At 34.4% G+C, this 23,308-nt stretch carries 24 protein-coding genes and 1 riboswitch; of the genes, 2 read left to right on the top strand and 22 right to left on the bottom strand.

Annotated elements, in window-relative coordinates; translation table 11 throughout:
• Nucleotides 1-170 precede the first annotated feature (170 nt).
• The 10 genes from ACFSTA_RS13205 to prsW form a co-directional block, all read right to left on the bottom strand.
• On the bottom strand, nucleotides 171-356 hold the full coding sequence (locus ACFSTA_RS13205; RefSeq protein ID WP_377557197.1) for a capping complex subunit for YIEGIA: 186 nt from the start codon (nucleotides 354-356) through the stop codon (nucleotides 171-173).
• Nucleotides 357-359: 3 nt separating this feature from the next.
• A complete protein-coding gene (locus ACFSTA_RS13200) occupies nucleotides 360-1,250 on the bottom strand; it encodes a YIEGIA family protein (RefSeq protein ID WP_377557196.1) in 891 nt (296 codons plus the stop codon).
• Nucleotides 1,247-1,849 (bottom strand): YphA family membrane protein, encoded by a 603-nt coding sequence (locus tag ACFSTA_RS13195; protein ID WP_377557195.1) that lies wholly within the window; start codon nucleotides 1,847-1,849, stop codon nucleotides 1,247-1,249. Before ACFSTA_RS13195 ends, ACFSTA_RS13200 begins: the two co-directional genes overlap by 4 nt.
• A 148-nt stretch (nucleotides 1,850-1,997) precedes the next feature.
• Nucleotides 1,998-3,128: a 30S ribosomal protein S1 gene (gene rpsA / locus ACFSTA_RS13190; RefSeq protein WP_377557194.1), complete on the bottom strand. Its 1,131-nt coding sequence runs from the start codon at nucleotides 3,126-3,128 to the stop codon at nucleotides 1,998-2,000.
• Between the two features lie 126 nt (nucleotides 3,129-3,254).
• On the bottom strand, nucleotides 3,255-3,827 hold the full coding sequence (locus ACFSTA_RS13185) for a lysophospholipid acyltransferase family protein (protein ID WP_377557193.1): 573 nt from the start codon (nucleotides 3,825-3,827) through the stop codon (nucleotides 3,255-3,257).
• Nucleotides 3,828-3,840: 13 nt separating this feature from the next.
• Nucleotides 3,841-4,518 carry a (d)CMP kinase gene (gene cmk / locus ACFSTA_RS13180; RefSeq protein WP_377557192.1) on the bottom strand — a complete coding sequence of 226 codons (678 nt, stop codon included), beginning with the start codon at nucleotides 4,516-4,518 and terminating at the stop codon, nucleotides 3,841-3,843.
• A gap of 134 nt (nucleotides 4,519-4,652) precedes the next feature.
• Nucleotides 4,653-5,306: a flagellar brake protein gene (locus ACFSTA_RS13175; RefSeq protein WP_377557191.1), complete on the bottom strand. Its 654-nt coding sequence runs from the start codon at nucleotides 5,304-5,306 to the stop codon at nucleotides 4,653-4,655.
• A gap of 95 nt (nucleotides 5,307-5,401) precedes the next feature.
• On the bottom strand, nucleotides 5,402-6,745 hold the full coding sequence (gene ypeB, locus ACFSTA_RS13170) for a germination protein YpeB (RefSeq protein ID WP_377557190.1): 1,344 nt from the start codon (nucleotides 6,743-6,745) through the stop codon (nucleotides 5,402-5,404).
• Between the two features lie 14 nt (nucleotides 6,746-6,759).
• On the bottom strand, nucleotides 6,760-7,743 hold the full coding sequence (gene sleB, locus ACFSTA_RS13165) for a spore cortex-lytic enzyme (protein ID WP_377557189.1): 984 nt from the start codon (nucleotides 7,741-7,743) through the stop codon (nucleotides 6,760-6,762).
• Nucleotides 7,744-8,598: 855 nt separating this feature from the next.
• Nucleotides 8,599-9,273: a glutamic-type intramembrane protease PrsW gene (prsW, locus tag ACFSTA_RS13160; protein ID WP_377557187.1), complete on the bottom strand. Its 675-nt coding sequence runs from the start codon at nucleotides 9,271-9,273 to the stop codon at nucleotides 8,599-8,601.
• 128 nt (nucleotides 9,274-9,401) lie between these two features.
• On the opposite strand from prsW, the gene ACFSTA_RS13155 reads away from it, so the two are divergent.
• Entirely contained in the window at nucleotides 9,402-10,370 is a 969-nt protein-coding gene (locus ACFSTA_RS13155; RefSeq protein WP_377557186.1) for an asparaginase, read from the top strand.
• A 74-nt stretch (nucleotides 10,371-10,444) separates the two neighbouring features.
• Here the strand turns inward: ACFSTA_RS13155 and ACFSTA_RS13150 are convergent, their stop codons facing one another.
• The 8 genes from ACFSTA_RS13150 to ACFSTA_RS13115 all read right to left on the bottom strand — a co-directional run bounded on the left by ACFSTA_RS13150 (nucleotide 10,445) and on the right by ACFSTA_RS13115 (nucleotide 18,580).
• Nucleotides 10,445-11,416, bottom strand: coding sequence for a YpdA family putative bacillithiol disulfide reductase (locus tag ACFSTA_RS13150; RefSeq protein WP_377557184.1), 972 nt, complete (start codon nucleotides 11,414-11,416; stop codon nucleotides 10,445-10,447).
• A 110-nt stretch (nucleotides 11,417-11,526) separates the two neighbouring features.
• On the bottom strand, nucleotides 11,527-12,807 hold the full coding sequence (locus tag ACFSTA_RS13145) for a Glu/Leu/Phe/Val family dehydrogenase (protein WP_377557183.1): 1,281 nt from the start codon (nucleotides 12,805-12,807) through the stop codon (nucleotides 11,527-11,529).
• A 235-nt stretch (nucleotides 12,808-13,042) separates the two neighbouring features.
• On the bottom strand, nucleotides 13,043-13,621 hold the full coding sequence (locus ACFSTA_RS13140) for a genetic competence negative regulator (protein ID WP_377557182.1): 579 nt from the start codon (nucleotides 13,619-13,621) through the stop codon (nucleotides 13,043-13,045).
• 168 nt (nucleotides 13,622-13,789) lie between these two features.
• Entirely contained in the window at nucleotides 13,790-14,578 is a 789-nt protein-coding gene (locus ACFSTA_RS13135) for a metallophosphoesterase (RefSeq protein WP_377557181.1), read from the bottom strand.
• 499 nt (nucleotides 14,579-15,077) lie between these two features.
• Complete coding sequence (locus tag ACFSTA_RS13130) at nucleotides 15,078-15,398, bottom strand: hypothetical protein (protein WP_377557180.1); 321 nt, start codon at nucleotides 15,396-15,398, stop codon at nucleotides 15,078-15,080.
• Between the two features lies 1 nt (nucleotide 15,399).
• Nucleotides 15,400-15,978 carry a CPBP family intramembrane glutamic endopeptidase gene (locus ACFSTA_RS13125; protein ID WP_377557179.1) on the bottom strand — a complete coding sequence of 193 codons (579 nt, stop codon included), beginning with the start codon at nucleotides 15,976-15,978 and terminating at the stop codon, nucleotides 15,400-15,402.
• Entirely contained in the window at nucleotides 15,941-17,512 is a 1,572-nt protein-coding gene (locus ACFSTA_RS13120; protein WP_377557177.1) for a RecQ family ATP-dependent DNA helicase, read from the bottom strand. Before ACFSTA_RS13120 ends, ACFSTA_RS13125 begins: the two co-directional genes overlap by 38 nt.
• Before the next feature lie 9 nt (nucleotides 17,513-17,521).
• On the bottom strand, nucleotides 17,522-18,580 hold the full coding sequence (locus ACFSTA_RS13115) for a helix-turn-helix domain-containing protein (RefSeq protein ID WP_377557176.1): 1,059 nt from the start codon (nucleotides 18,578-18,580) through the stop codon (nucleotides 17,522-17,524).
• A gap of 124 nt (nucleotides 18,581-18,704) precedes the next feature.
• Between ACFSTA_RS13115 and ACFSTA_RS13110 the strand changes: the two genes are divergently transcribed.
• Entirely contained in the window at nucleotides 18,705-18,962 is a 258-nt protein-coding gene (locus tag ACFSTA_RS13110) for a ferredoxin (protein WP_377557175.1), read from the top strand.
• A 551-nt stretch (nucleotides 18,963-19,513) separates the two neighbouring features.
• Here the strand turns inward: ACFSTA_RS13110 and ACFSTA_RS13105 are convergent.
• The 4 genes from ACFSTA_RS13105 to ACFSTA_RS13090 form a co-directional block, all read right to left on the bottom strand.
• Nucleotides 19,514-20,011 (bottom strand): ECF transporter S component, encoded by a 498-nt coding sequence (locus ACFSTA_RS13105; protein WP_377557174.1) that lies wholly within the window; start codon nucleotides 20,009-20,011, stop codon nucleotides 19,514-19,516.
• A 6-nt stretch (nucleotides 20,012-20,017) separates the two neighbouring features.
• Nucleotides 20,018-20,416, bottom strand: a complete 399-nt coding sequence (locus tag ACFSTA_RS13100) for a DUF4430 domain-containing protein (RefSeq protein WP_377557173.1) — start codon at nucleotides 20,414-20,416, stop codon at nucleotides 20,018-20,020.
• Nucleotides 20,417-20,550: 134 nt separating this feature from the next.
• A riboswitch (cobalamin riboswitch) is annotated at nucleotides 20,551-20,727 on the bottom strand.
• A 43-nt stretch (nucleotides 20,728-20,770) separates the two neighbouring features.
• Nucleotides 20,771-22,537, bottom strand: coding sequence for an ATP-binding protein (locus ACFSTA_RS13095; protein WP_377557171.1), 1,767 nt, complete (start codon nucleotides 22,535-22,537; stop codon nucleotides 20,771-20,773).
• Nucleotides 22,537-23,253, bottom strand: a complete 717-nt coding sequence (locus tag ACFSTA_RS13090) for a response regulator transcription factor (protein ID WP_377557170.1) — start codon at nucleotides 23,251-23,253, stop codon at nucleotides 22,537-22,539. Before ACFSTA_RS13090 ends, ACFSTA_RS13095 begins: the two co-directional genes overlap by 1 nt.
• Between the last annotated feature and the right edge of the window lie 55 nt (nucleotides 23,254-23,308).

Raw genomic sequence — 23,308 nt, 5'->3', positions numbered from 1 at the left:
CTTTCATATATCCCAGATGTCACGAACTCTAATTGCGTGTACATACCAAGAAAACAAAAGTTCCACAAGGCATTAACCCCGATCCTTAAAACTACCATTCCGGAAAGCATCCTTCCGCTGAATGGAGTTTCATCTTATTCTAGCAAAAGTAAATGATATTAACAATTGTTTTAGTGTTTAACGATAATAAATACTTCATCACTTAACGCATGTGCTATCCCATCTGTAATGGCCTCTAAATTTGCCGCCAACTTTTCAAGCTCATTGTTATTATCACAAATAAATATGGGAGCACCGCCTGAGATTCTCGATCTATCTGTAGTAATGACAGCCAAAATTGCCTTTTCTAGTTTCATGAATTACTTGGCCTCCTTATTATGCACCTTGGATTGGGAGGGCATCCTTATAGCATTTTCCAACACTGGAACTGCACCAATTATTTTTTTCGCTCTATCTACGTCTCTTATTTGAGGCAAAATAAATATTCCAATTCTGCCATCATCAAGGTCTCTTTTAATTAACGGCGTTAATGCAGGTGTTCCAGAATCACGAATAACACCCAATGAAATTGAAATGTCATGTAATATAGCTTGTCTTTGGCCTAAGTTGGCTATTGTCGTAATGGAATTCATATTCTTTGGTGTTAAAACAAACCCCATTCCATATTTCAAAATTTCTTCCTGTCGTTCTTTCAAACCGATATTCATAATATAAATGTTATCTACATAAAGACCCGCTCCATCGAAATGAACGGGATGATGATCAATATCAACAATTTCCTTCATGGTTGAACCACTTTGCAATATCTTGCCTATGATTAGGCTAATTATTGCTCCAATAATTGCTGCATAGACATTCCATAATATGTAAAACAATGTGCTAATAAATCCAGTTAAAATTACTAAATAATTTCGGCTTTCAAATGAAATAGCAATTCCTTCAATATACGTTTTTCCTCTTGGAACTAATTCATAGTCATCAATTTCTGTAAGTGTATTTCTCTCCATATTTCTTACTTCACGAAATTGAGTAGCTGCTACAGTTAAAAATGTAACAGCGGTAAATTCCATTTCCAATATTGCCGGAACAGCTACGGATCCTAATCCGGCAGCGATAAACCCTAACGATAGATGAATCACCTTACCATGTAAATAAGTTGGATATTGACGATAATCTGTTCTTAGCATAAACATACGTGCTACCGTTCCAGCAATAACACCAAATACAATTGGATAGAGATATTCATTCATTTTGCCACCTCAACGTTAGTTTTATAATTTCGTAGGATTAAAAATAGTTTTCGTTTTAATTTTCGTATCCATTCTATCCCTATAATGATAAATAAGATGAGTGACAACGTATCAAAAAATATCATCTCACCTACTACATAAGAAATATAATAATTGGAAAGCATATGGCTATATAAAAATTCTCCACTACATATACCAACTAATGCTACTGTAATTCTTGGATACAGCCCTCTTACAAGAATACATATCATGAAAATGCAGATGAGCGGTATTAATACAAATCTTGGCATAAACAACCAAATAGGAGCCTGGCCTTCCCAGATTAATATACTTGCATAACCAATCATCATGGTAAACGTACAAAACATATGATAAACCATTCTTGAAATATGTGGAAAAAGCAAAAAACCCCCAATCAGTATACTGATAAATGTTAATGAAATATCATAATAATCAAATGTAAAGTAAGCATTTGATACGATAATAGACACTAAGATCCAGTACGAAAGTAAGGTTCTTTTTGTATTCTTTTTCATAAAAAAAGTTACAATTACCCAAAGCGTCCAAGAAATCCAATAAAAGTATAATCCATTGATCAATGTTCCCACCTACCATTCCTATTATTACTAACCAAAGCTGTTTTTAAACCTTAAAATTAAACATAATAAAAGGGCTTGTCTACATCCATCCACCATAAAGGTTGAATGAATGTAGACAAGCCCATTCTAAAATTCCACTTATTAATCCTTATTTAAATTTATTCAATTTATCTCCAATAATATCTCCAAATTGAAAACTTGGTTGATCTTCGTCTTTTTGGTATTGTTTATATTCCTTTTCTTCTTGCTCTTGTTCTATTTCTTTAATACTTAAAGACATCCGTTCGTCTGCTTCATTAATATCTAAAACCTTCACTGTTATGGTCTGACCAACCTCTAACACTTCTTGTGGGCTACCAATATGACGATTAGCAATTTGTGATATATGAACTAAACCTTCTACATTTGGAAGAACTTCGATGAAAGCACCAAAATTCACTAAACGTTTAACCGTCCCCTCAACAGCTTGACCAATTTTAATTTTGTCTTCAATGTTTGCCCAAGGTCCTGGAAGAACTTTTTTACGTGATAATGAAATTCGCTCATTGTCACGATCAATTGATAGTACTTGCACTTTTACTGTTTCACCTTCAGATACAACATCCGAAGCTTTATTAACATGTTCATGTGCAAGTTGTGATATATGTACCAATCCGTCTATACCACCTAGATCAACAAAAACACCAAAATTCGTAATTCGCTGTACTGTACCTTCTAGTACTTGACCTTCTTCAATAGATTGTAAAACTTTACTTCTCTTAGCTGACGCTTCTTCCTCAACCACTGCTCGATGGGAAAGAATAATTCGATTTTGTTCTTTATCCAATTCAACAATTTTAACATCTAATTGTTTATTAAGATAATCTGAAAAATCATCGACAAAGTGCGCTTCCACTAATGAAGCAGGAATAAATCCTCGTATTCCAACATCGGCTACTAGTCCACCTTTTACAATTTCTTTCACTTCTGTTTGGAACACTTCACCGTTACTATATTTTTCCTCTAGATCTTCCCAAGCTCTATTAGAATCAACAGCTTTTTTGGAAAGAATAACTTCATCATCACTGAGCTTTTTTATTGCCAATGATAACTCATCTCCTACATTTACAACATTGGAGGCTGACTCAATAGAAAGATTAGATAGTTCGTTAAGTGGTACAATTCCTTCCGTTTTAAAGCCTATATCCACAAGAACTTGATTATCTTCGACTTTTACAACAGTTCCTTGTACTGTATCTCCTACATTTAATTCAGGAAATTCGTTTGTTGATTCACTCATATTTGCTTCCTCCTTAAGTTAAAACAAGTAAATTGGTAATTAATATAATTGCTGTACAATTCTATCAAATAAAAACCTTCTTATATAACTTCTAATAATTACTTTTATTTGTCAAGTAAAGTCAATCTATTTCATTAATTTTCCAATTTCTTTCATGATAACATCCGCAGCATCTTGTGGAGATATTTTACTTCCTCGTAATGATTCAAAATCAATAGGTTTTCCATAAATAACTTGCAGTCTTTTCAGTGGTTTATATGGACCAATAATTGCACAAGGTACAATTTTAGCATTTGACCGTAATGCGAAAAATCCCACACCTGCTAATGGCTTTCCTAATTGTCCTGACTTGCTTCGCGTACCTTCAGGAAATAACCCTAACGTTTTACCATCATTCAGAATATCTAATCCTTTTCTAAGTGCATTTCGATCTCTCATTCCCCGTTTTACTGGAAAAGCGTTAATATTTATTAATAATTTACGTAAAAATCCTTTTTCGAATAATTCTCCCTTAGCCATGAAATTTACGTCTCTAGTTGAAGTAATACCTACTACCGGGGGATCTAAATTGGAAATATGGTTCGAACAAATAATAACTGGCCCTTCCTTAGGAATGTTTTCTCTCCCTATTACTTGAATACGGTACAAAGGGTAGAATAATAACGAAACGACAAATTTGGCAAATTTATATAAGCTCATTTGCTACTCCCCTCTATTCCATTTTTTGATAAACCTCCGATAATATTTTTTGAGCTACCTCGTCAATGGATAATGATGTTGTATCAATTTCAATAGCATCCTCTGCTTTTATTAATGGAGCTACATCTCTTTTAGAATCAATAAGGTCTCGTTGTTCAATTTCTTTCTTTAATTCTTCTAAATCGGAAGAAAAACCCTTTAGAATATTCTCTTCATGTCTTCGTTTGGCTCTTTCTTCAACAGAAGCAATTAAAAATATTTTCACTTCTGCGTCAGGTAGTACGTGCGTACCAATGTCTCTTCCATCCATTACTACTCCACGTTTATTTGCAAGGGCTTGTTGCCGTGCTACCATCTCTTGGCGAATTTCCGGATGTTTAGCAACATAAGAGACATTATTGGTGACTAGTTGTGAACGTATGCTTAACGTCACGTCCTCCCCGTCTAATAACACACGTTGTCCTTCGTCACTCTGTTTTAATTCAATGGTAGTATTGTTCAACAATCTCGCAAGCGATGTTTCATCATCTAACGCAACGGATTCGTTGGTCGCCTTTAATGTAAGTGCACGGTACATTGCTCCTGTATCTATGTAAATATAGGTAAGTTTTTGTGCAACTATTTTTGCAACTGTACTTTTACCTGCAGCCGCAGGGCCATCAATTGCTATAGCAATTCTATTGTTTTCCATAGAAATTCCTCAATCCTCTCAACATGCATTTAGCGTTATTTGAAAAAACTTGGCAGCTAAAGCCAAGTTTCTTTCAAAAATACCTATTAATAATAACATATCCTAAAAAATTTGGTCTAATCTTAGGACAAATGTTAATCTAATTCTTTTTGCCTTTGCTCCCGTTGAACTTCAAAGCAATAACGAATGATATTCTGCTGTGATTGCTTTGTAATAGCATTGAATTTTAATGATGCGGTTTGTGCAGTATTGGTATGGTCAATAAGTCTTACAACTTCTCCTTCTACACAAATATATTGGTATTCTCCTGAGTTCATTGGTAAGACCATCCATACACTAGCTTTCATATTTTCATTTACCTTTACTCCATTCGGAATAATAAAAGATAGTCCACCACCACTAACATCCGTTGTTACAGTGGAAAAGGAAGGGAATGATTGGTCAAGGCTATGTACTGCCAAATCAACAGCTGTATCAACTCTTACATATTGTCTGCGTTGAACACGTGAAATATCATGTTTCTCTGGTATTTCTAAGGAAAGTGCGGGTACATTGAGTTTATGTTTTCCTTTAATAATTGAAGTAAAACTATATACCGAATTATCTTCCCCTACATAGGAAACTTCTAATTGTGTCCCCTTTCTTAAAACGGTTGTTTTTTTTGTTGCGATATTTATTGGATAATCAATAATTAATAATGTATCACTCTTTTCAATTACCTTACATTTATATTTTTCTTTTTTTTCAGATTTTATATATTCTAGCGTAAGAAGTGTCCCTATATTCATTATTTTCCCCCATATTATTACAATAGCATGTTCGATTCCTTCTTTTTCTATTATTACAGAAAAATGAAAAAAGGGAAAGGTCTATTGACCATTCCCTATGACAACCCAGCAAAGTTTATTTCTTTTCCGTCCATTCTTTCTACCTTTTCTTCGGTTCCATCCATTGCATTGATAAATATACGATAGGTGTCATTTTCTAATACACCTAAAAATTCATATACCAACACTTCTTCTCCTAAATCGTTATCAATAACAGCAAGAAATTCCTCTTGAATATCTACACTTGGATTGACCATTTCCTTGGCTTCTTCTGCAGAAATATCTGGTTCTGGAATTTCTCTGTCTTTATGATTCATAAAGTAATTTCTAGCTGTAACTCCTAAAATATCACCGTTATCTAAACCTACTTTTACTTCTATCGCATCTGAATACACTCGTACTCCATCTTGACTGTATAAAAAAGAATATAGCCCTGAATTATTATATTCCGTCGTTTCAAAGATCTCCATATTATCAAAATCATGGTCTTTAACATATTTTTCTGCTATTTGCTGACCTTCATTTAAACTTAATTCTTTTTCATTAATTGGTCGATCCACTAATAGTGATAAAGGATGACCTCCTTTTTGTGACATATCCATATAAGCGTTTTTATCTCCATCTCGATAAGATACACTGTATAGAGGGATATCTGCACCATCTCCGCTTTCAGTTACCCTGATCTTATCCTCGCTCTTTACATTAAATAATTCTTTACTAATATCTATTGCCTTTGACTGACTGATTTCATCCCCTTGTAGGTTCTGAAACTTATGCTCATTAGAAGATGTTCCAATTAACGCTGTATTCATATTACTTTCTGTGTAACCTTCTATTTTTTTCTCAACGGTTTCAAACCCGTCGATAATAGTATTATCTGCTTTTTCATCTTGTGTAGCTAGTGCTAACTCCACATCCATCCAGCGTAAATTATTTTCAATAACTTCATGTTGCACTTGTCTTAATTCATCTTTAATTTCTGCTGATTGATTATATAGTTGATTCAACGTCTCCGCTTCATCTTCTGACAACGGTTCATTCTCCAAATCTCTTACAGCTGTACGATACGTAAAATCACCTATATTAGAAAGAAATTCCTCTGTCTTGTTAAAGGGCATTAAAGTAAGTGGTAACTGCCCAACATCTGAAAGTGCTTCCGAAGTTAACCTCCAAATTTCAACAAATTGTGGTGATAATCTTTCTTTTGAATTCATTGCTAATGCGGTTCCAATCTTATCATGTAGTAAATCCACATGATAGGAAAGATCATGGAAAGATCGTTGGTATGTGTTTTCAGCTTGAACTAAAATGGCATTTTTTTCTTGATGTTCTTGGTAGCCCCAAACAGCCGTACCGACTACACCAATGGTTAAAACGGCTATTAATATCCATCGAATCATGTAATCACACCTCTCTATTTACAGAAAATATGTTTGCCTATTCGCTTGATTTGTGGTCTGCCCCAAATCCAACCAGATGTTGCTGTATCCGGATTGAAATAGTATATTGCATTTGAAGATGGGTCCCAACCATTGATCGCATCTAGAACAGCTTCCTTCGCTTTGTCATTTGGAGTTAACCAAATTTGCCCATCCGCAACAGCTGTAAAAGCTCTTGGCTCAAATATAACTCCAGAAACTGTATTCGGAAAAGTGGGACTTTCTACACGATTTAAAATGACTGATGCCACTGCAACTTGTCCCTCATATGGTTCACCTCGTGCTTCACCATATACTGCATTAGCCATAAGATTTATATCATTTTGAGAAAATCCCTGAGGTACATTAACTGCCGCAGTTGTTCTTTCTTCTCCCTCAGCCTCTGCTCCTGGATCAGTTTCATTTGCTGCATCTCCCGTGTCGCCAGCTTGATCATTTGGTTGTTCTTGTTGTTCTTGTTGTTCTTGTTGTTCTTGTTGCTGTTGTTGTTGTTGCTGTTTTTCTTTTTGGTTTTGCTCTTTTTGTTGTTGTTGCTTTTCTTGTTCCTTCTTTTTTTGAGGGGCAGTTTGTTTCCCTTTATCCATACCACCATAATGGGTAAATCGATTTCCTTTTCTGATTTGCTCTTTTACAAATTGCTCATCGTATTCGGTTGCTTTTGCTAACATTTCTTTTGTTTTAGCTCCAGCTAAACCGTCCACATTTTTCAAGCCAAATTCTTTTTGGAAGTTTCGAAGTGCCCAATACGTGCCCCAACCAAAGACTCCATCTATTTCTCCATGATAGAATCCAATCCACTGTAACCTTGCTTGTAATTCAATTACATCATCTCCGACTGCCCCTCGCTGAATAACTTGTTCAGTAAATGCATCTACCTCTTTTGGTTGATAAGTCGTTTGAATGCCAATCGATAGAAAACATATTATTATCATAAAAAGGAACATTTTTTTATAAGTCATAGTAATCCTCCTGTTTTATCATCATCTAGTAATATCTATTTTTAGATTAAAAAGGGTTTTTATGCATGTTTTATAAATACAATTAAAATATTGCAAGAAAAATATTAGATAGGATAACTAATAGAAGGTTTTTGAGGAAGGTTTTATACTGTACTTAAGAATATGGATTTTCAGATTGTGTGTTGTTAATTATATAGAATGTGTATTAACTTAATATGAAAAAAGCGGTGAAATTTGCGATTAAATGTACTGCTCCAAACCTCGCTCCAGAAATACACTTCGCTTTCACTTCCAGCACAAGTGCGACATCTGTTCAAGCTCCTTTAGGTCGCTTTTACAGTGTCTACTTTGCCGCGGGCGGCTGGTGAGCCTCCCGCTGGAGTCTACGTGTATTTCTTCCGCTATAATAGTGGATTACAACTTCATGACATGTATTGGATAGAAGAGCCTCACTGAATGTTGATAGCATGGGTTACTACCACTCCATAACCAGATTACTACCATCAGCGTAGGCAGAATACGTAGACTACTGCGGGAACAGCACGTGTCCGAATACCCCGCAGATGCGCCTGCGTCTTCCAGTTAAGCTCCGAAGTATATTTCCTCGGCGCAAGGGGGCGAAGAAGCATATTCAAGAAGTACCCTGGCTGAGGCCGTGCCCGCGGAAAGCGAAGTATTCTGCCGGAGCGATTGTATAGCAATCCCTTCGAAATGTGAAAATAAATCCAAGCGAAAGTTACATCGCATTTTAGATCAATAACTCATTAAGATTAATACTTAAGATAAAGCAACAAGCTTTAGCAATCAGACAAAATAAAAAGTAACCACTTGATTGAATTCAATTCCAAGTGATTACTAAGCGTTTTTCTTATTCATAGGAAGCAGTGGATCTAATTGTAATTGGTGTGCTGATCGAACTCTCCGTAGTCCAATAAACCACAAAACAATCATAAATGGTACAATTAAAAAGATCCAATTATTCGGTATTCCTTTTAAAATATAATTATATGTTCCATGTAAGAACAACGGGAGTAATAAAGCTAAAAATATATTCCATTTAACAAATCTATTGGTAGTTTTAGCTTTTCCAAAATGATACCCCATAATTACACCGAATAAAGCATGTGAAGAAACAGGGAATAATGCCCTAGAGAAAGCATATTCTATTCCGTTATTCAACAGGTATAAGATATTCTCCACCGTAGCAAAACCAAGACTGATGGAAACCGCATAAACGATACCATCGTAATGTGCATCAAATTCTGTATGGTGATAAATGACATACAAAAAAATAAACCACTTAAAAAATTCCTCTGACAAGGATACGATGAAAAAGGATTGAATAAAATAATTCTCTATACCATCCGTAGAAAAAGCATATTGTATAAACATAATAGGAAAAACAAGAAGACATCCAAAAATAAACGTACGAATTATTAGTGTAATTGGTTCGGTTATATGGTCTTTTAAGTAAAAAAATGATAATAAAGCTAATCCGGGTGCTATTCCCGCAGATAGTATAGTTAACATAATGCTGTCCTCATTCCAATTTGTTACATTAATCGTAACATTAAGCAATAAAATTGAAAATACCATAATAATTAGTTTCAATTAAAATATAGTAAAAATTTATAATCTAATATTAAAGGTGATATCAAATGAAAAATATTTTAATTATCCACACTGGCGGAACCATATCCATGCTCGAAAATAAAGATACCGGTGAAGTACATACAACGAATAAACATCCATTAACAGATTTATCTTTTCATTTTAGAAAGTTTGCAAATATTGAGGAACACCTGGAGTTTTCACTACCTTCACCACAAATAACTCCGAGCCATATGCTTGCATTGGCCAAAAAAATTAATCAATCTAGTCATAAATACGACGGAATAATAATTACACATGGTACAGATACCTTAGAAGAAACGGCATATTTTCTAGATCTAGTAATAGATCAAAAAATTCCTATTATAATTACTGGTGCCATGCGCTCTAGTAATGAGATAGGCTCTGATGCACTTTATAACTTAATTAGTTCCATACGAGTTGCGATAAACGAGAACGCTTCTTCTAAGGGTGTGTTAGTTGTGATGAATGACGAAATCCACTCGGCTCGTAATGTTACGAAAACATCAACAAGTAATGTTGCCACTTTCCAAAGTCCACCGTTTGGTCCAATTGGTATCATAACAAAGGATATGGTGATATTTCACCACACGGTACTATCGAGGATATCCTATCCAGTAGATCAAATAACTAAAAGTGTATTTTTACTTAAAGCATATGCAGGGATGGATGAAAAGATAATGGATGCAATTCATCAAGGCAAACCTGATGGATTAGTGATTGAAGGGCTAGGGCAAGGGAATTTACCCAAAAATACGCTACCAGCCTTAAGAAGATTACTTCAAGACGAAATACCAGTAGTACTCGTGTCAAGATGTTATCAGGGGATTGTTCAGCCAACATATGGTTATGATGGCGGAGGGAAACAGTTAAGAGAAATGGGATTAATCTTTACTAATGGATTAACAGGTCCAAAAGCACGAATGAAATTACTCATTGCACTGGAATCTGAATCTGTTCATTCATTAAGAAAAGTTTTTGAAGAAGAGCTATAAAAATAAGATAGCAGTATAATGCTGCTATCTTATTTTTTATAACGTTGTATTTTAAATACACTTTACCTTATATTTTATTTAGCTATTGCCTTTGCAATATGATGTGCATGAAACCTGCCATTTTCAATAAATATCTTATTATTATTATATCCAGCAGCAATGACACCTGCTATATATAATTCACTGACATTTGTTTCAAACGTATCCTCGTTGTAATACGGTTTACCATTTTCAGGGTCAATAGTAACCCCAATACTTTTTAAAAAGGTAACATCTGGCTTATATCCAGTCATCGCGAAAACAAAATCATTGTTAATTTTTTTGCGTTCGTCATTAACTTTGTAATAAACGTAGTCCTCCGTTATTTTTTCTACTTGAGCATTAAACTCCATTTGAATCACTTCTTTTTTTACTAATGATTCAAAATCAGGTAGGATCCATGGTTTAATACTTGTTGAATAATTCTCACCACGATATAAAACCGTAATATTAGCACCAGCTTTATTTAGTTCTAATGCGGCATCGATTGCCGAATTCTTGCCACCAATAATAACTATATCTTTCTTAAAATAAGGATGGGCTTCTTTAAAATAATGCATCACTTTATTTAAACCTTCACCAGGAACTTCAATTGTGTTCGGCTGATCATAATAACCTGTTGCAATGATAACATGATCAGCTGAATATTGCTTTTTCTCATGATGTGGGAGTTCCGAAGTAATTTCGAAAAGATGTCCACTTTTCTTTACTCCTAGTACTTTTTCAAAAGAATTAATTCTTAATTGCTTTCTATCTGCAACCGATCGATAGTAGGCCAATGCTTGGTTTCTAGTAGGTTTTTGTTTCTCTGTAATAAATGGAATTTCTCCAATCTCCAACTTTTCACTAGAGCTAAAAAATGTTTGGTGGGTTGGAAAATTATGTACTGTATTTACAATATTTTGTTTTTCAATAATAAGGGGATCTATTCCATATTTCTGTAATTCAATTGCACAGGACATACCACATGGTCCTGCACCTACAATGATGACTTTCTCTCTTTGCATTCTAAAGCACTTCCTTTATTTCAATCTATAACATAAAAAAACTCTTATCTAAACTATACATGATAAGAGTTTTTTCGTCATATATTTTTGGTTCTTAAATTATGATTATATTATACCCATCCACGGAATCTCGATGCCTCTGCCATTTTTCTTACGCCAACAATGTAAGCAGCTAGTCGCATGTCAATTCTTCTCGTTTGTGAAGTATGATAAATCGTATCAAATGCCTTTGTCATTTTATCGTGAAGTTTTGCCTCAATTTCCTCTTCTGTCCAATAATACCCTTGGTTATTTTGAACCCATTCGAAATAGGAAACTGTAACTCCACCTGCAGATGCTAATACATCAGGAACTAATAAGACTCCTCGTTCACTCAGAATCTTCGTTGCTTCCATGGTCGTAGGTCCATTAGCAGCCTCAACGACAATACTTGCTTTTATCTTATGAGCATTTTCCTCTGTAATTTGATTTTCAACTGCCGCCGGAACAAGAATATCACAATCTAATTCAAGCAATTCTTTATTCGAAATTGTGTTATTAAATAGTTTTGTAACCGTTCCAAAGCTATCTCTACGATCTAATAAATAATCAATGTCTAAGCCTTCTGGGTCATGCAATCCGCCATAAGCATCCGAAATACCTACTACTTTTGCACCAGCATCATGCAAAAATTTAGATAAGAAACTTCCTGCATTCCCAAATCCTTGGACAACAACTCTAGCGCCTTCCACATTAATACCTTTTTTCTTTGCCGCTTCATTAATAGCGATTGTGACACCCTTTGCAGTTGCAGATTCTCTACCATGTGAACCACCAAGTACAATTGGTTTACCTGTAATAAATCCTGGACTATTAAATTCATCAATACGGCTGTACTCATCCATCATCCATGCCATAATTTGTGAATTAGTAAAAACATCAGGGGCAGGTATATCTTTTGTAGGTCCAACAATTTGACTTATTGCTCGTACATACCCTCTACTTAGCCCTTCTAATTCACGAAAGGACATCTCTCTTGGATCGCAAACAATTCCACCTTTACCGCCACCATATGGTAAGTCAACAATTCCTGCTTTTAGACTCATCCAAATAGATAAGGCTTTCACTTCTTTTTCCGTAACATCCGGGTGAAATCGAACTCCTCCCTTTGTAGGACCAACCGCATCATTATGTTGTGAACGATATCCAGTGAAGATTTTGATGGAACCATCATCCATTCGAACAGGAATTCGAACAGTCATCATACGAACAGGTTCCTTTAATAATTCAAAAACTTCATCAGGGTAACCCAGTTTCTCCAACGCAGTTTTTACAACAGTTTGTGTTGAATGTAATACATCCATTTTAGTGTTTTTCATTTCGGTAGAATCTGCTGCTTTATCGGCTACCATGAATTTACCTCCTAAAATACCTAATAAATATTTTATTATTGCTGTACTCAGAGATTAGTATACACTTTCAATATAAATATGCAATAAAAAATAATCTAATTTCGTAATAAATTTTTTATTGCATGTAAGCGTTTACTGTATACGTGTTATTTGTAGCGATTATACACCCTGTCCATCAATACATTACAAAATATAATCGTTAGGAAGGGACTTGCTCAATAATTCAATAGTCACATTAATTAAAAACTTTCATTATTTGCTGAACTGCGTTCGATTGCATAATTACCTTACCATACTCAATCAAACGGTAAGAGGTAACAATGCTTGGAGTAGAGAATTCAGACATAACTGCTATAACATCTTCTTTACTATTATGCTTCAATTCACCAGCTTGTAACAGCATATAATATTTTTCATTCATATAAAATAAACGGCCACCTTCAATGGATAAAGATGTTAAATAAGTGGCGACTTGAATTACATTCTCAATGTCATCAAAAGAAAAGATTAGTTCTTTACTTTCATTTAACGTAACTTTCATTTCAATGAAATCCTCATCCCAATCTATGTTATCGAATTTTTGTGTTACGATCACGTGTAACCCTTGTGCTTGCATCAAATGAACTTGTACAAGGAGCCTTCCTTCTAACTCCAAGCCTAACTCTGAACTAGCTTCATACATCATATCACTAAATAAATTACGGACACCTGTTGCATCGTACCATAAATCTTCTTGTGTAAAACCACGTTCTACCAGATCATCAAATGTTAAAAAGATCGTAAATTGGTTTTCAGACATTCTTTCTATACGCACACAGCATCCTCCTTAGTAATGGCCGTTTATATGAAACTTCGAGTAATTGGACCTATAATTCAATACTTTCCAATAATCGGCACATTTTGTGTGATTCTTTAATTTATAATAGTATATGCAATTTTAAGTTCATTGTTTAGATATTTTTACGAACTTCTCTCGTATTGGTTACGCATCTTTATTATATGTATCCTTTTCTGAATGCCAAGTTATTACGTGGCACTCAGCACTTGTTCCAAAACGAAAAGGTAATAGTGTATATCCATATCCTTCCGTAATAAAAACATGGGTATTTCTAACCTTTCGTAACCCACCTTTACTATATAAACCCATTCGACCAATACGAATCTGACCACCATGAGTATGCCCTGCAAGAACCATATGAACTTTATCCTGAGAGGTTATATCAAGATCATAAAAGTCAGAAGGACAATGTGTCAATAAAATGCGATAATCCCCCTGCACATTTTCGGATATGATCGCATCATTTGGCTCATCAAGAGGATTATATTCCAGACCTGTCAAACAAAGTACATGCTTCTCTTTCTCTATGTATATTGTTGAGTTATTTAAAATCGTTATTCCTTCATCCAATAATAGTTTGGAAAGCTCATTTATATTGACCTCATAATCATTGTTTCCCGTTACAAAGTAAATAGGTCTTCCCCATTGTTTCAATCTTTTAATGTTTTCCCTTGTTTTTGCTAAAGGGACTCCTTTTTCTGTGAGGTCTCCACCTATGTACACAAAATCGATATGACTACCTATACTGTTCAAGGTTTCCTGACGAATCGTTCGCCGATGTATATCAGCTATAAAAAAAATGGTTAAATCATTGAATGAATCCGGTAATCTGCTATCATTAATGGAGCGATAATCAACATGGTCATGATGCGCCCTATAAATCATATAGAAGATACTAAACACCATAATAATTATTAAAAAGATATAAATCAAAGTATTCATCTCCCTTTATCCATATGGTGTAGCCCTAGCCCCAATATAAATAAAGGCTGTTTTCTTATAAGTTGTTATGTATCCCAATGAACCAGACAAAACTAGAAGACGAGGTGACCTAGGAAGGTGTAGTTCATCGGCTTCGTACAATGAAGGGTTAACGGAGCAGATATGGAGTACATCATTTCATAAAGTAACTCCATTTGAAACTGTTTGGACTAGAAGTACGTTTAACGGAATAACTCGTATGATAATACCTGTCTTTTCGGTTTATAACGGAACAGACGCCCTTTAGCTTTAGTATCCTATTTAACTTACTTTGTCACAAAAAAGGAGCGATAGTCAGTTTCCATCCATTTCTTTTTCTTAGCCAATTATACTTCCTTTGCTGAATCCGTTGCTGTTACTTCGTAATTGATAGCTATAGTAACAAGCTATTTAAAAAGAGCCAAATAAATAGCCACACGTAGCGTGGCTATTTGTTATGTACATAATACAGTTAAAGATGAAAGAAGGATATGATTTCTTCGCTCCAAATTACCCAGACAACGATTCCAGCAATAATCAAACTAACGAATAGAAAACGAATAAGTGGTCTGCTTACTTTCCATTGTATACCACTTTTTTTATTTTTATGTATCTCTTTTCGTGGAGGTAAATTTAATATATCTATTTCGTCCTGTTTTTCTTCTTCTGTGTTCCTGTTTGGTGAATGGTATTCTTTTTCTTTATTGGATGCATTAGCTTGTTCTTGCATTTCAGACAGTATTGCACGTAGCTGCTCAGCTTGATCTTGCTTATCATTAGTAATCTTACTCATTTTACTCTTCCCTCCACCCATTATAACGAATGAATAGTCCTAATAAAAAATCTATGAAAAAATGTGAAGTAATTGTTACAACTAGATTTTCTGTTAATTCGAATAAATACCCGATAAAAAAACTAACAAGTATAATAGAAACCAATAAAATTGGTTTTTTTAGATAACGAAAATGAACAATAGCAAAAATAGTACTTGCAATAAAATAACCGAAAGTTGTCTGAATCACACCTCGGAATAGAAGTTCCTCCGCGATAGCAATGATCAGTGTTACATAAACAATCTCATAGAAAGATAAACTACTAAATATTCGCTTATTAATCCCACCATCATCATAATATCGACTTGGAAATACATGTATAAGGATGATATCAATGAATACAACGATCATACCGGAAGCAACACCATATAGTAGTATTTCCTTCGGCTTCCAATGAAAATAGCTAAACCAATCGAAAAAGCTTTCAAACAGAAACAAACTCAATACTAAGGCTAATAAAAGGAATAACACTTGGGATAGGACTAAAGACTTTTTTAAATCCTTATTTGTTAGCTGTTGAATTACTTCTGACTGTTTCATCCGTTTCTCCTAATAACAATAGCTTTCTCAATTTATTCTCCCAATTTCCACTATCATCTGTTACTATTTTCACTTGTTCAGGCTTCCAGTGTTGAAAGGAAAAACCACAGTTACTACAACACTGTTCAATTGGTTCAGAATAGGAATCTTGAAATTTACGATATAAGTTTTCTCGTAAACATTCCTTCGAGTTCATCCAGGAAACTATTTCTTTTATTTTATTTTCTTTTACATAAGAGCGATCTTTTCGATAATAATTTATTTTATAAAATAATTCTTCCCAATATTTTTCTTCCAATTTTATTATGTTATTTTCAATCATATCATGATTTTCTAGTTGGTAGTGTATAAATTTCCGCTGTGTTTCATTTAATTCTATTTGTTCACTTATATAATCAATATCTGCATGCTCTCCCATAGTAATATGTTGATTACGTAACAAGTCAAAAAATGACCGTAATTGCTCTTCAGAAGGTAATTCCTTCTGTATCATATGCCAAGGGATATATTCATCGCGTTTCGCGTATAATAACAAACTTACACTTGAACCCCCATCTCTACCAGCCCGTCCAATCTCTTGAATATAAGATTCTATTTGTGGTGGGAAATGATAATGGATTATCAAACGAATATTGTTTTTATTAATACCCATTCCAAAGGCGCTCGTACAACAAATTACATCAAGTTGGTCACTCATAAATTGTTGTTGAATGGTGATTCTATCGATTTGTTCCATTCCACCATGATAAAAAGCAATCCGAAGAGTGGGAATCTTATGCGATAAAATACTTGAGACTTGTTCTGCTACTTGCCTACTTGAAAAGTAAATTAATGTCGGCACACGATATGTAGATAGGACATTTAATATAACTTCTATTTTTTCCTGGTTATCCACTACCTCTTTTACGGTCAAGGTAATATTATTACGATCCATTGGATAGATATGCTTCACAATATTTGGTTTATCTAATACTTTCAAAATATCCTCTTGTACCGTTTTGGTAGCTGTAGCACTTAGCGCTAAAATTGTTGGACTGCCTAATTCCTTTATAACCTGTTTTAACTTCAAATAATCAGGACGAAACTCATGCCCCCATTGTGAAATACAATGTGCTTCATCAATAACAAATAAACTTATATTAATTTTTTTCAATCGATTAATCAATTCTTTTTGCTGTAATAGTTCGGGTGAAACATATACTAATTTATATTGATTAATATGTTGGATAACTTTATTTCTGATTGTAGGCTCTAAAAAACTATTAATGGCAACTACCTCTTTAAAATTTGTTGCCCTTAGTTGTTTTACTTGATCCTCCATTAATGAAATCAAAGGTGAAACAACGATAGTAACTCCATCAAGTAATGTTGCAGGTAGTTGATAACATATTGATTTGCCAGATCCTGTAGGCAATACACCTAATATATCTTTCTGGCTAAGGACATCTTTAATTATTTCTTTTTGGCCACTTCGAAATGATGAATAGTTAAAATACCTTAGTAATTGCTGCTCTAAATTCATTTCTTCAATCATTTTATACCCCTATTTTAGTTGGTATTCGGTTTGCGATAATACAAGCCGAATTTGAAAATAGCTTATATTTTCGTGAACCGCATGTTTAATTTCTCTTAATTTAAATGACTTTAATTGTGTTATAGCTGCTACGATCTCTTTCTCGACCTTCTTATCTACATAATTATAAATTGGAAAATCAGTATCATATAGTGCAATTTCGACGATATGATCCTGTATGGTATTTTCCTTCAAGCCTCGTATCCTTGCTATATGGTCAATGCTGTAATTTCTATCTAAAAGTTGTTTCGTTCTTTTTGCTGTATTTGTAATGAGATGATTTCCTGACAAATCAGTAAGCAACAACGGTAAAATACGGTAGTTATCTTTATTATTGTCAATTCTTTGTAACATCTGATGTATAATACCTACTAGCAAAAGTCTAATATCTTCAGGCTCTAGGCTATACTTATTGGCAAGCTGATCAATACTCATTCCGTAATATTTGTACCCAGTTAAACGATCAACAAATATGGCTGCTTCTGTCGGTTTTATTTGTTGTAAAATAGAAGAAATATCATGGTATAAATGATGCAACAATGTTTGATTATCCCTCTTCGTTTTTCGATAATAATTTTTTACCCAACTTGTAACTGCTACTTTATCAACGATGGGAATAAATGAAAAGTTTTTCTTATTACTATTCGTTAAAGTTTGAATTAGTAATAATAAGCGTTCATAAAAGATGGGACTTATGCTACTGTATTTCAGACCATTAAAGTAAGAATAAGGTATTATGTTGTCATGTTGATTTAACCATTGTTTTCCAGCATTTGTAAGGCGAAATATTTCTTCCGAATTTGTCTCAAATGATATCAATTCGTTTTTATTTAACTCTTTGACTTTCTTATCAAAAAATTCTTTATGTAAGTTAGGATATAAACCATATACTTTCTCTATTTGGAACATCCTTGCATCGTGTATAGACTGTATCGATTTTTTTCCTTTCAACAAATGATAGATTCCAGAGATTGTGCGTTCCCCTTGCAAATGTAATCCACTTTTTAGAATAAAAAATTCTATATACACAATTAATATCACCTCTAACTCTCTAAATAACTTAATTATATGATACCATGATATTGTCTATTGAAATGTTAATCATACCGATTTACAATAACTATGAGGAATTTATTTACTAGGAGGCTTTTCGTTGACTGTTAACTATACGATTATCGATAAAGATACTTGTATTGCATGTGGTGCATGTGGTGCAGCAGCACCAGAAATATATGATTACGATGATGAGGGTCTCGCATACGTTGTTATTGATAATAACCAAGGAAATAAAAATATTCCAGAATCTCTTCAAGAAGATGTGATAGATGCTTTTGAAGGATGTCCCAGTGATTCTCTAAAAATATCAGAAAAACCATTTCATGGTGATCCATTGAAATTTGAAGAAAAATAATAATTAAATTATAACACAAAGAGGCTGTGACAAAAGTGTTTTAGTCAAAGAAAAATCCTAACTAATTCAATTCGAATTAGTTAGGATTTTTCTTTGAGAGTGTTTTCGTATACTTTGTTGCTAATCATATATAAAATGCGAAGCATAGTGCTAAACAATTGCGCCTGCATCTTCTAGTAATGCTTCGCACTAGGATTCCACGACGCAAGGGAAAAAGAGGTTTACGCAAGTAGTTCCCTCGCTTCTTTGGGTCTTATCGTCTTCGCTTGGAGTAGGGGTTTAGCGGAGCGGACATGGCGTACGTTATTTCGTAAAATAATCTCATTTGACAATGTAATCGGACATCAAGTACGTTATTTGCTCTAATTCGTACCAGAATATCTGTCATTCCGGTTAATAACGGAACAGATGTCCTTCCCCCCCTTTATTACCCAATTTGGTCACAAATAAGGGAAGCATTGTCCGTTTCCATACTTCTCCTATCCATGTATCCTCTTTGCCTCTTCGCGTTCCCTGTGGAAAGTTTTAGTTATGTTCTAGCATCATTGTGTTCAAAAATGATCATTAGCATATTTTTTCATGAAATAAGTTAAGACTGGATAAATCATCGTAATAAAAAATGCATTTCCAATAGCATGATATGTATCATATGGTAACCCTGCTAGATAATAAGGTAAAAACTTACCTGTAATTTGATATTGGGTCAAAGATATGACGAAACCGTAAAAATAACCACTTAGTATTGAAAATAACACGATACCATATAATGGAATACTTTTTTTCGTTTTACCTATTAACCCACTAACAATCCCAATGATCGCCCATGATACAATTTGCCAAATTGTCCAAATTCCCATACCAAGTAACATATTTGATAAAAAAGTAGTAAGTAACCCTAATAGTACTGCTGCAACAGGACCAAGTATTATACCGCATATAATAACCATGGATGTAACTGGTTGAATATTTGGAACAAATGATAGGGTAATTCTCCCAACAACCGCGATTGCAGCTAACAAAGCAAGTAATGTTAACTTGTATGTGTTCACTTCAAATTACCACGCTTGCAAATCAAAATTAATTTCTTCTCCTGGTGTTAATTCATACTCATTTGCACCAACTGATGCACTCTCACCATTAATAAAATACATCCAAGCTTTTTGTTCGCCTTCTTCAGGTGAGATACCTTCAATCGAAGTTATAAATCCACCATCTTCCTCAACATCAAAGTGTTCTTTCATTACTTCCATAAGAATATCACCTTCCTCAATGGATATTTCTTCCTTAGTAATGACTTCTGCACCTTCATCTTTGGAAATTAAAATTTCAACTGACTCTTCTCCGTCAGCGACATTAGCATCTCCGTTGTCTCCACTGGGATTCTCATTTCCACATCCAGCTACAAAACCAAGCACGAAAAGTAATGTAGCAATTCGTAAAACCCACTTACTCATATTCCATCCTCCTATATATTTCGATTAAGGATTCAAGTACTAAAAAAGCTAACTCAATGATAGAGTTAGCATTAGACAATCGACACAAATATAATGTTGTTCGGTCGCCTCAATAGTCCTATCCCCGGGATCATTGACACATTTAGATATTGGCAGGTCTACTGACTTATGAACTTAACCTACTCTAAGCCCTTCCCATATGTAACATATAGTGGTATTGCTTATTTCGTATTCACTTACAGTTGCGAGGACAGTTCTAGATTTTCACTAGATTCCCTATTAAGTAAATCACCATTATCTAATACTGTATTCAATTCTATAAATTATCTTATCATACTTAACACAAAACACAAATTAGCTTGCATCATTTGGCAATTTGAAATTAAAGGTTGTACCTACATTTAATTTACTATTTACCGTAATTTTACCGTGATGCGCATCGATAATATTCTTTGCTATTGCTAAACCGAGTCCCGTTCCTTTTTGCTTTTTATTCCTTGTACGAGATTTATCGGCTTTATAAAACCTTTCAAATACAAATGGTAAATCCTCTTCCGGAATACCACTTCCACTATCATTTACAGATACACTACATTCAGAACTTGTAATATCGATGGATACTTTCACAAATCCTCCTTCATCTGTATGACGGATTGCATTGTCGATTAAGTTAGTAAAAACCTGCTCTATTCTATCTGGGTCACAAACGACAGTAGAGAATTGAATATTCTTATCCAGTTCAAGTCTTACATTATTATCTTCTGCTATTCCTTTAAATTTTCTAATAATCCGAGAAACGTATGGTTCCACATCTACGGTTGTTTTACTTAATTGAATATGACCAGCTTCCATTCGCGCAAGATCTAATAGTTCATTAACAAGTCGACTTAATCGCAATGACTCCTCGTATATGATTTGTGCCAGTTCATTTTTCTCTTCCTTGCTCTCAGCAATATCATCAACAATTGCCTCACTGTATCCTTGAAGCATCGAAATCGGTGTTCTCAGCTCATGAGAAACGTTTGCAATAAAATCTTTTCTCAACTTATCCAATCGACGCTCTTCTGTCATGTCACGAATAACCGCAACTGCCCCTCGTACATAAGATTGATCGTAGAGTGGAGTCATTATCATGACATAACTTCTACCTTGGAGACTAATCTCTTCTAAAATTTCTTTTTCACCTTGTATTACATCTTGCAGAATACTATTTAATTCAGACGGTAACTTTCGATCCTTCCCATTACCCGCTTCATTCTTCTCGAAATACCAATCTTCTAAAAATCGTTCAGCTGGAGGGTTAATTACAATCATTTCGCCATTACGACTTAAGGTTACAACACCATCTGCCATGGAACGAACTATACTAGATAACTGTTCCTTTTCCTGATGTAGTGCGTTAATATGGAATTTCAATTGTCTACCCATACGATTGAATGCCATCGCTAACTCGCCTATTTCATCATAAGTTAATATTGGAACCTTTGTATTGAATTCTCCTCTTGTTAAATCTAGTGCAGCTTCTCGCATTTTTATTAAAGGAGAAGTTATTCTTGTTGACAGGAAAAAAGCAAATATAGTAGTTAAGACAATGGCTATTCCAGCTGCTAAAAAGATGATTTTAGTTGTTTCCGCTTTTGTCTGATCCACAACCTCTAAAGACTGATAAACGAATACTGCTGCATTCTCATTATCAATCGGATGACCAACTACAATGGCTCCTTGTTCACTTTCAGGTATATCAATTTGTTCCTGAACTTTTTGTTTGTTTGATAAAACTTGCTGTATATACCCTTCTTCGTTTAACCATTTTTCATTCAAATAAGCTAAACTCGCTTCACTACTTGATGAAAACCAAATTGAGCCATCTGGAAAGGCAATTACAACCTGACTTGCTGTATCTTTTACCCTTTCTGTCGTCTCATATATCAATGATTTATCCTCATGATTTTCAACCATAACCGAAACCTTTGTTGCAGTTTGCATCATATCATTCTCGGCTTCTTGAATATGAAAGTTCTCAAAAAACTCTAATAGTAAAACTGTTAATATAAATAATACAAAAGAAACTAGCAAAAGAATTGTTATTGCTAGTTTCCCTACTACACTACGCCAAAACATTATACATCATCTACCTCAAATTTATATCCTACTCCCCAAACAGTTACGATCATTTTTGCGGCTTGTTTGGACACATTATTAAGCTTTTCACGTAACCGTTTCACATGTGTATCCACAGTACGTAAATCCCCAAAAAATTCATATTGCCATACTTCTTTTAACAAATGCTCACGGTTAAATACTTTATCAGGAGCCTTTGCTAAGAAGCAAAGCAATTCGTACTCCTTCGGTGTTAGACTCACCTCAACGCCATCTGCAGTGACACGGTGTGCATCATGGTCAATTGTTAGATGAGGAAATACAAGTAAATTCTTCGTTTGTGCATCTGCTTCATTATAAGATGTTGCAGTTGACCTTCTAAGTATTGCCTTCACCCGTAACACAACTTCCCTTGGACTAAAAGGCTTTACAATATAATCATCTGTACCTACCTCAAATCCTTGCACACGATTAGCCTCTTCACCTTTTGCAGTTAGCATTATGACTGGCGTGTTTTTTTCTTTTCTTAATTCTTGACACACTTCAATACCATCCATTTCAGGCATCATAATGTCTAGTAAAATGACATCATAGTCATTATTCAAAGCTAGCTCCAATGCATCCGTTCCATTATCTGCCTCTTCAACGATAAAATCCTCACGCTCTAAATACATCCGTATTAACCGACGAATTCTTTCCTCATCATCAACTACTAACACTTTCGCTTTCACTTCCATGTCAGATCCCCCTTCATAAATCCTAGGTATAGTATAAACAAATCAAAGGTATAAG

It is taken from the genome of Ornithinibacillus salinisoli (assembly GCF_042684965.1).
GTDB classification, from domain to species: domain Bacteria; phylum Bacillota; class Bacilli; order Bacillales; family Amphibacillaceae; genus Ornithinibacillus; species Ornithinibacillus salinisoli.
This window is presented reverse-complemented; position numbering and strand designations above follow the sequence as displayed.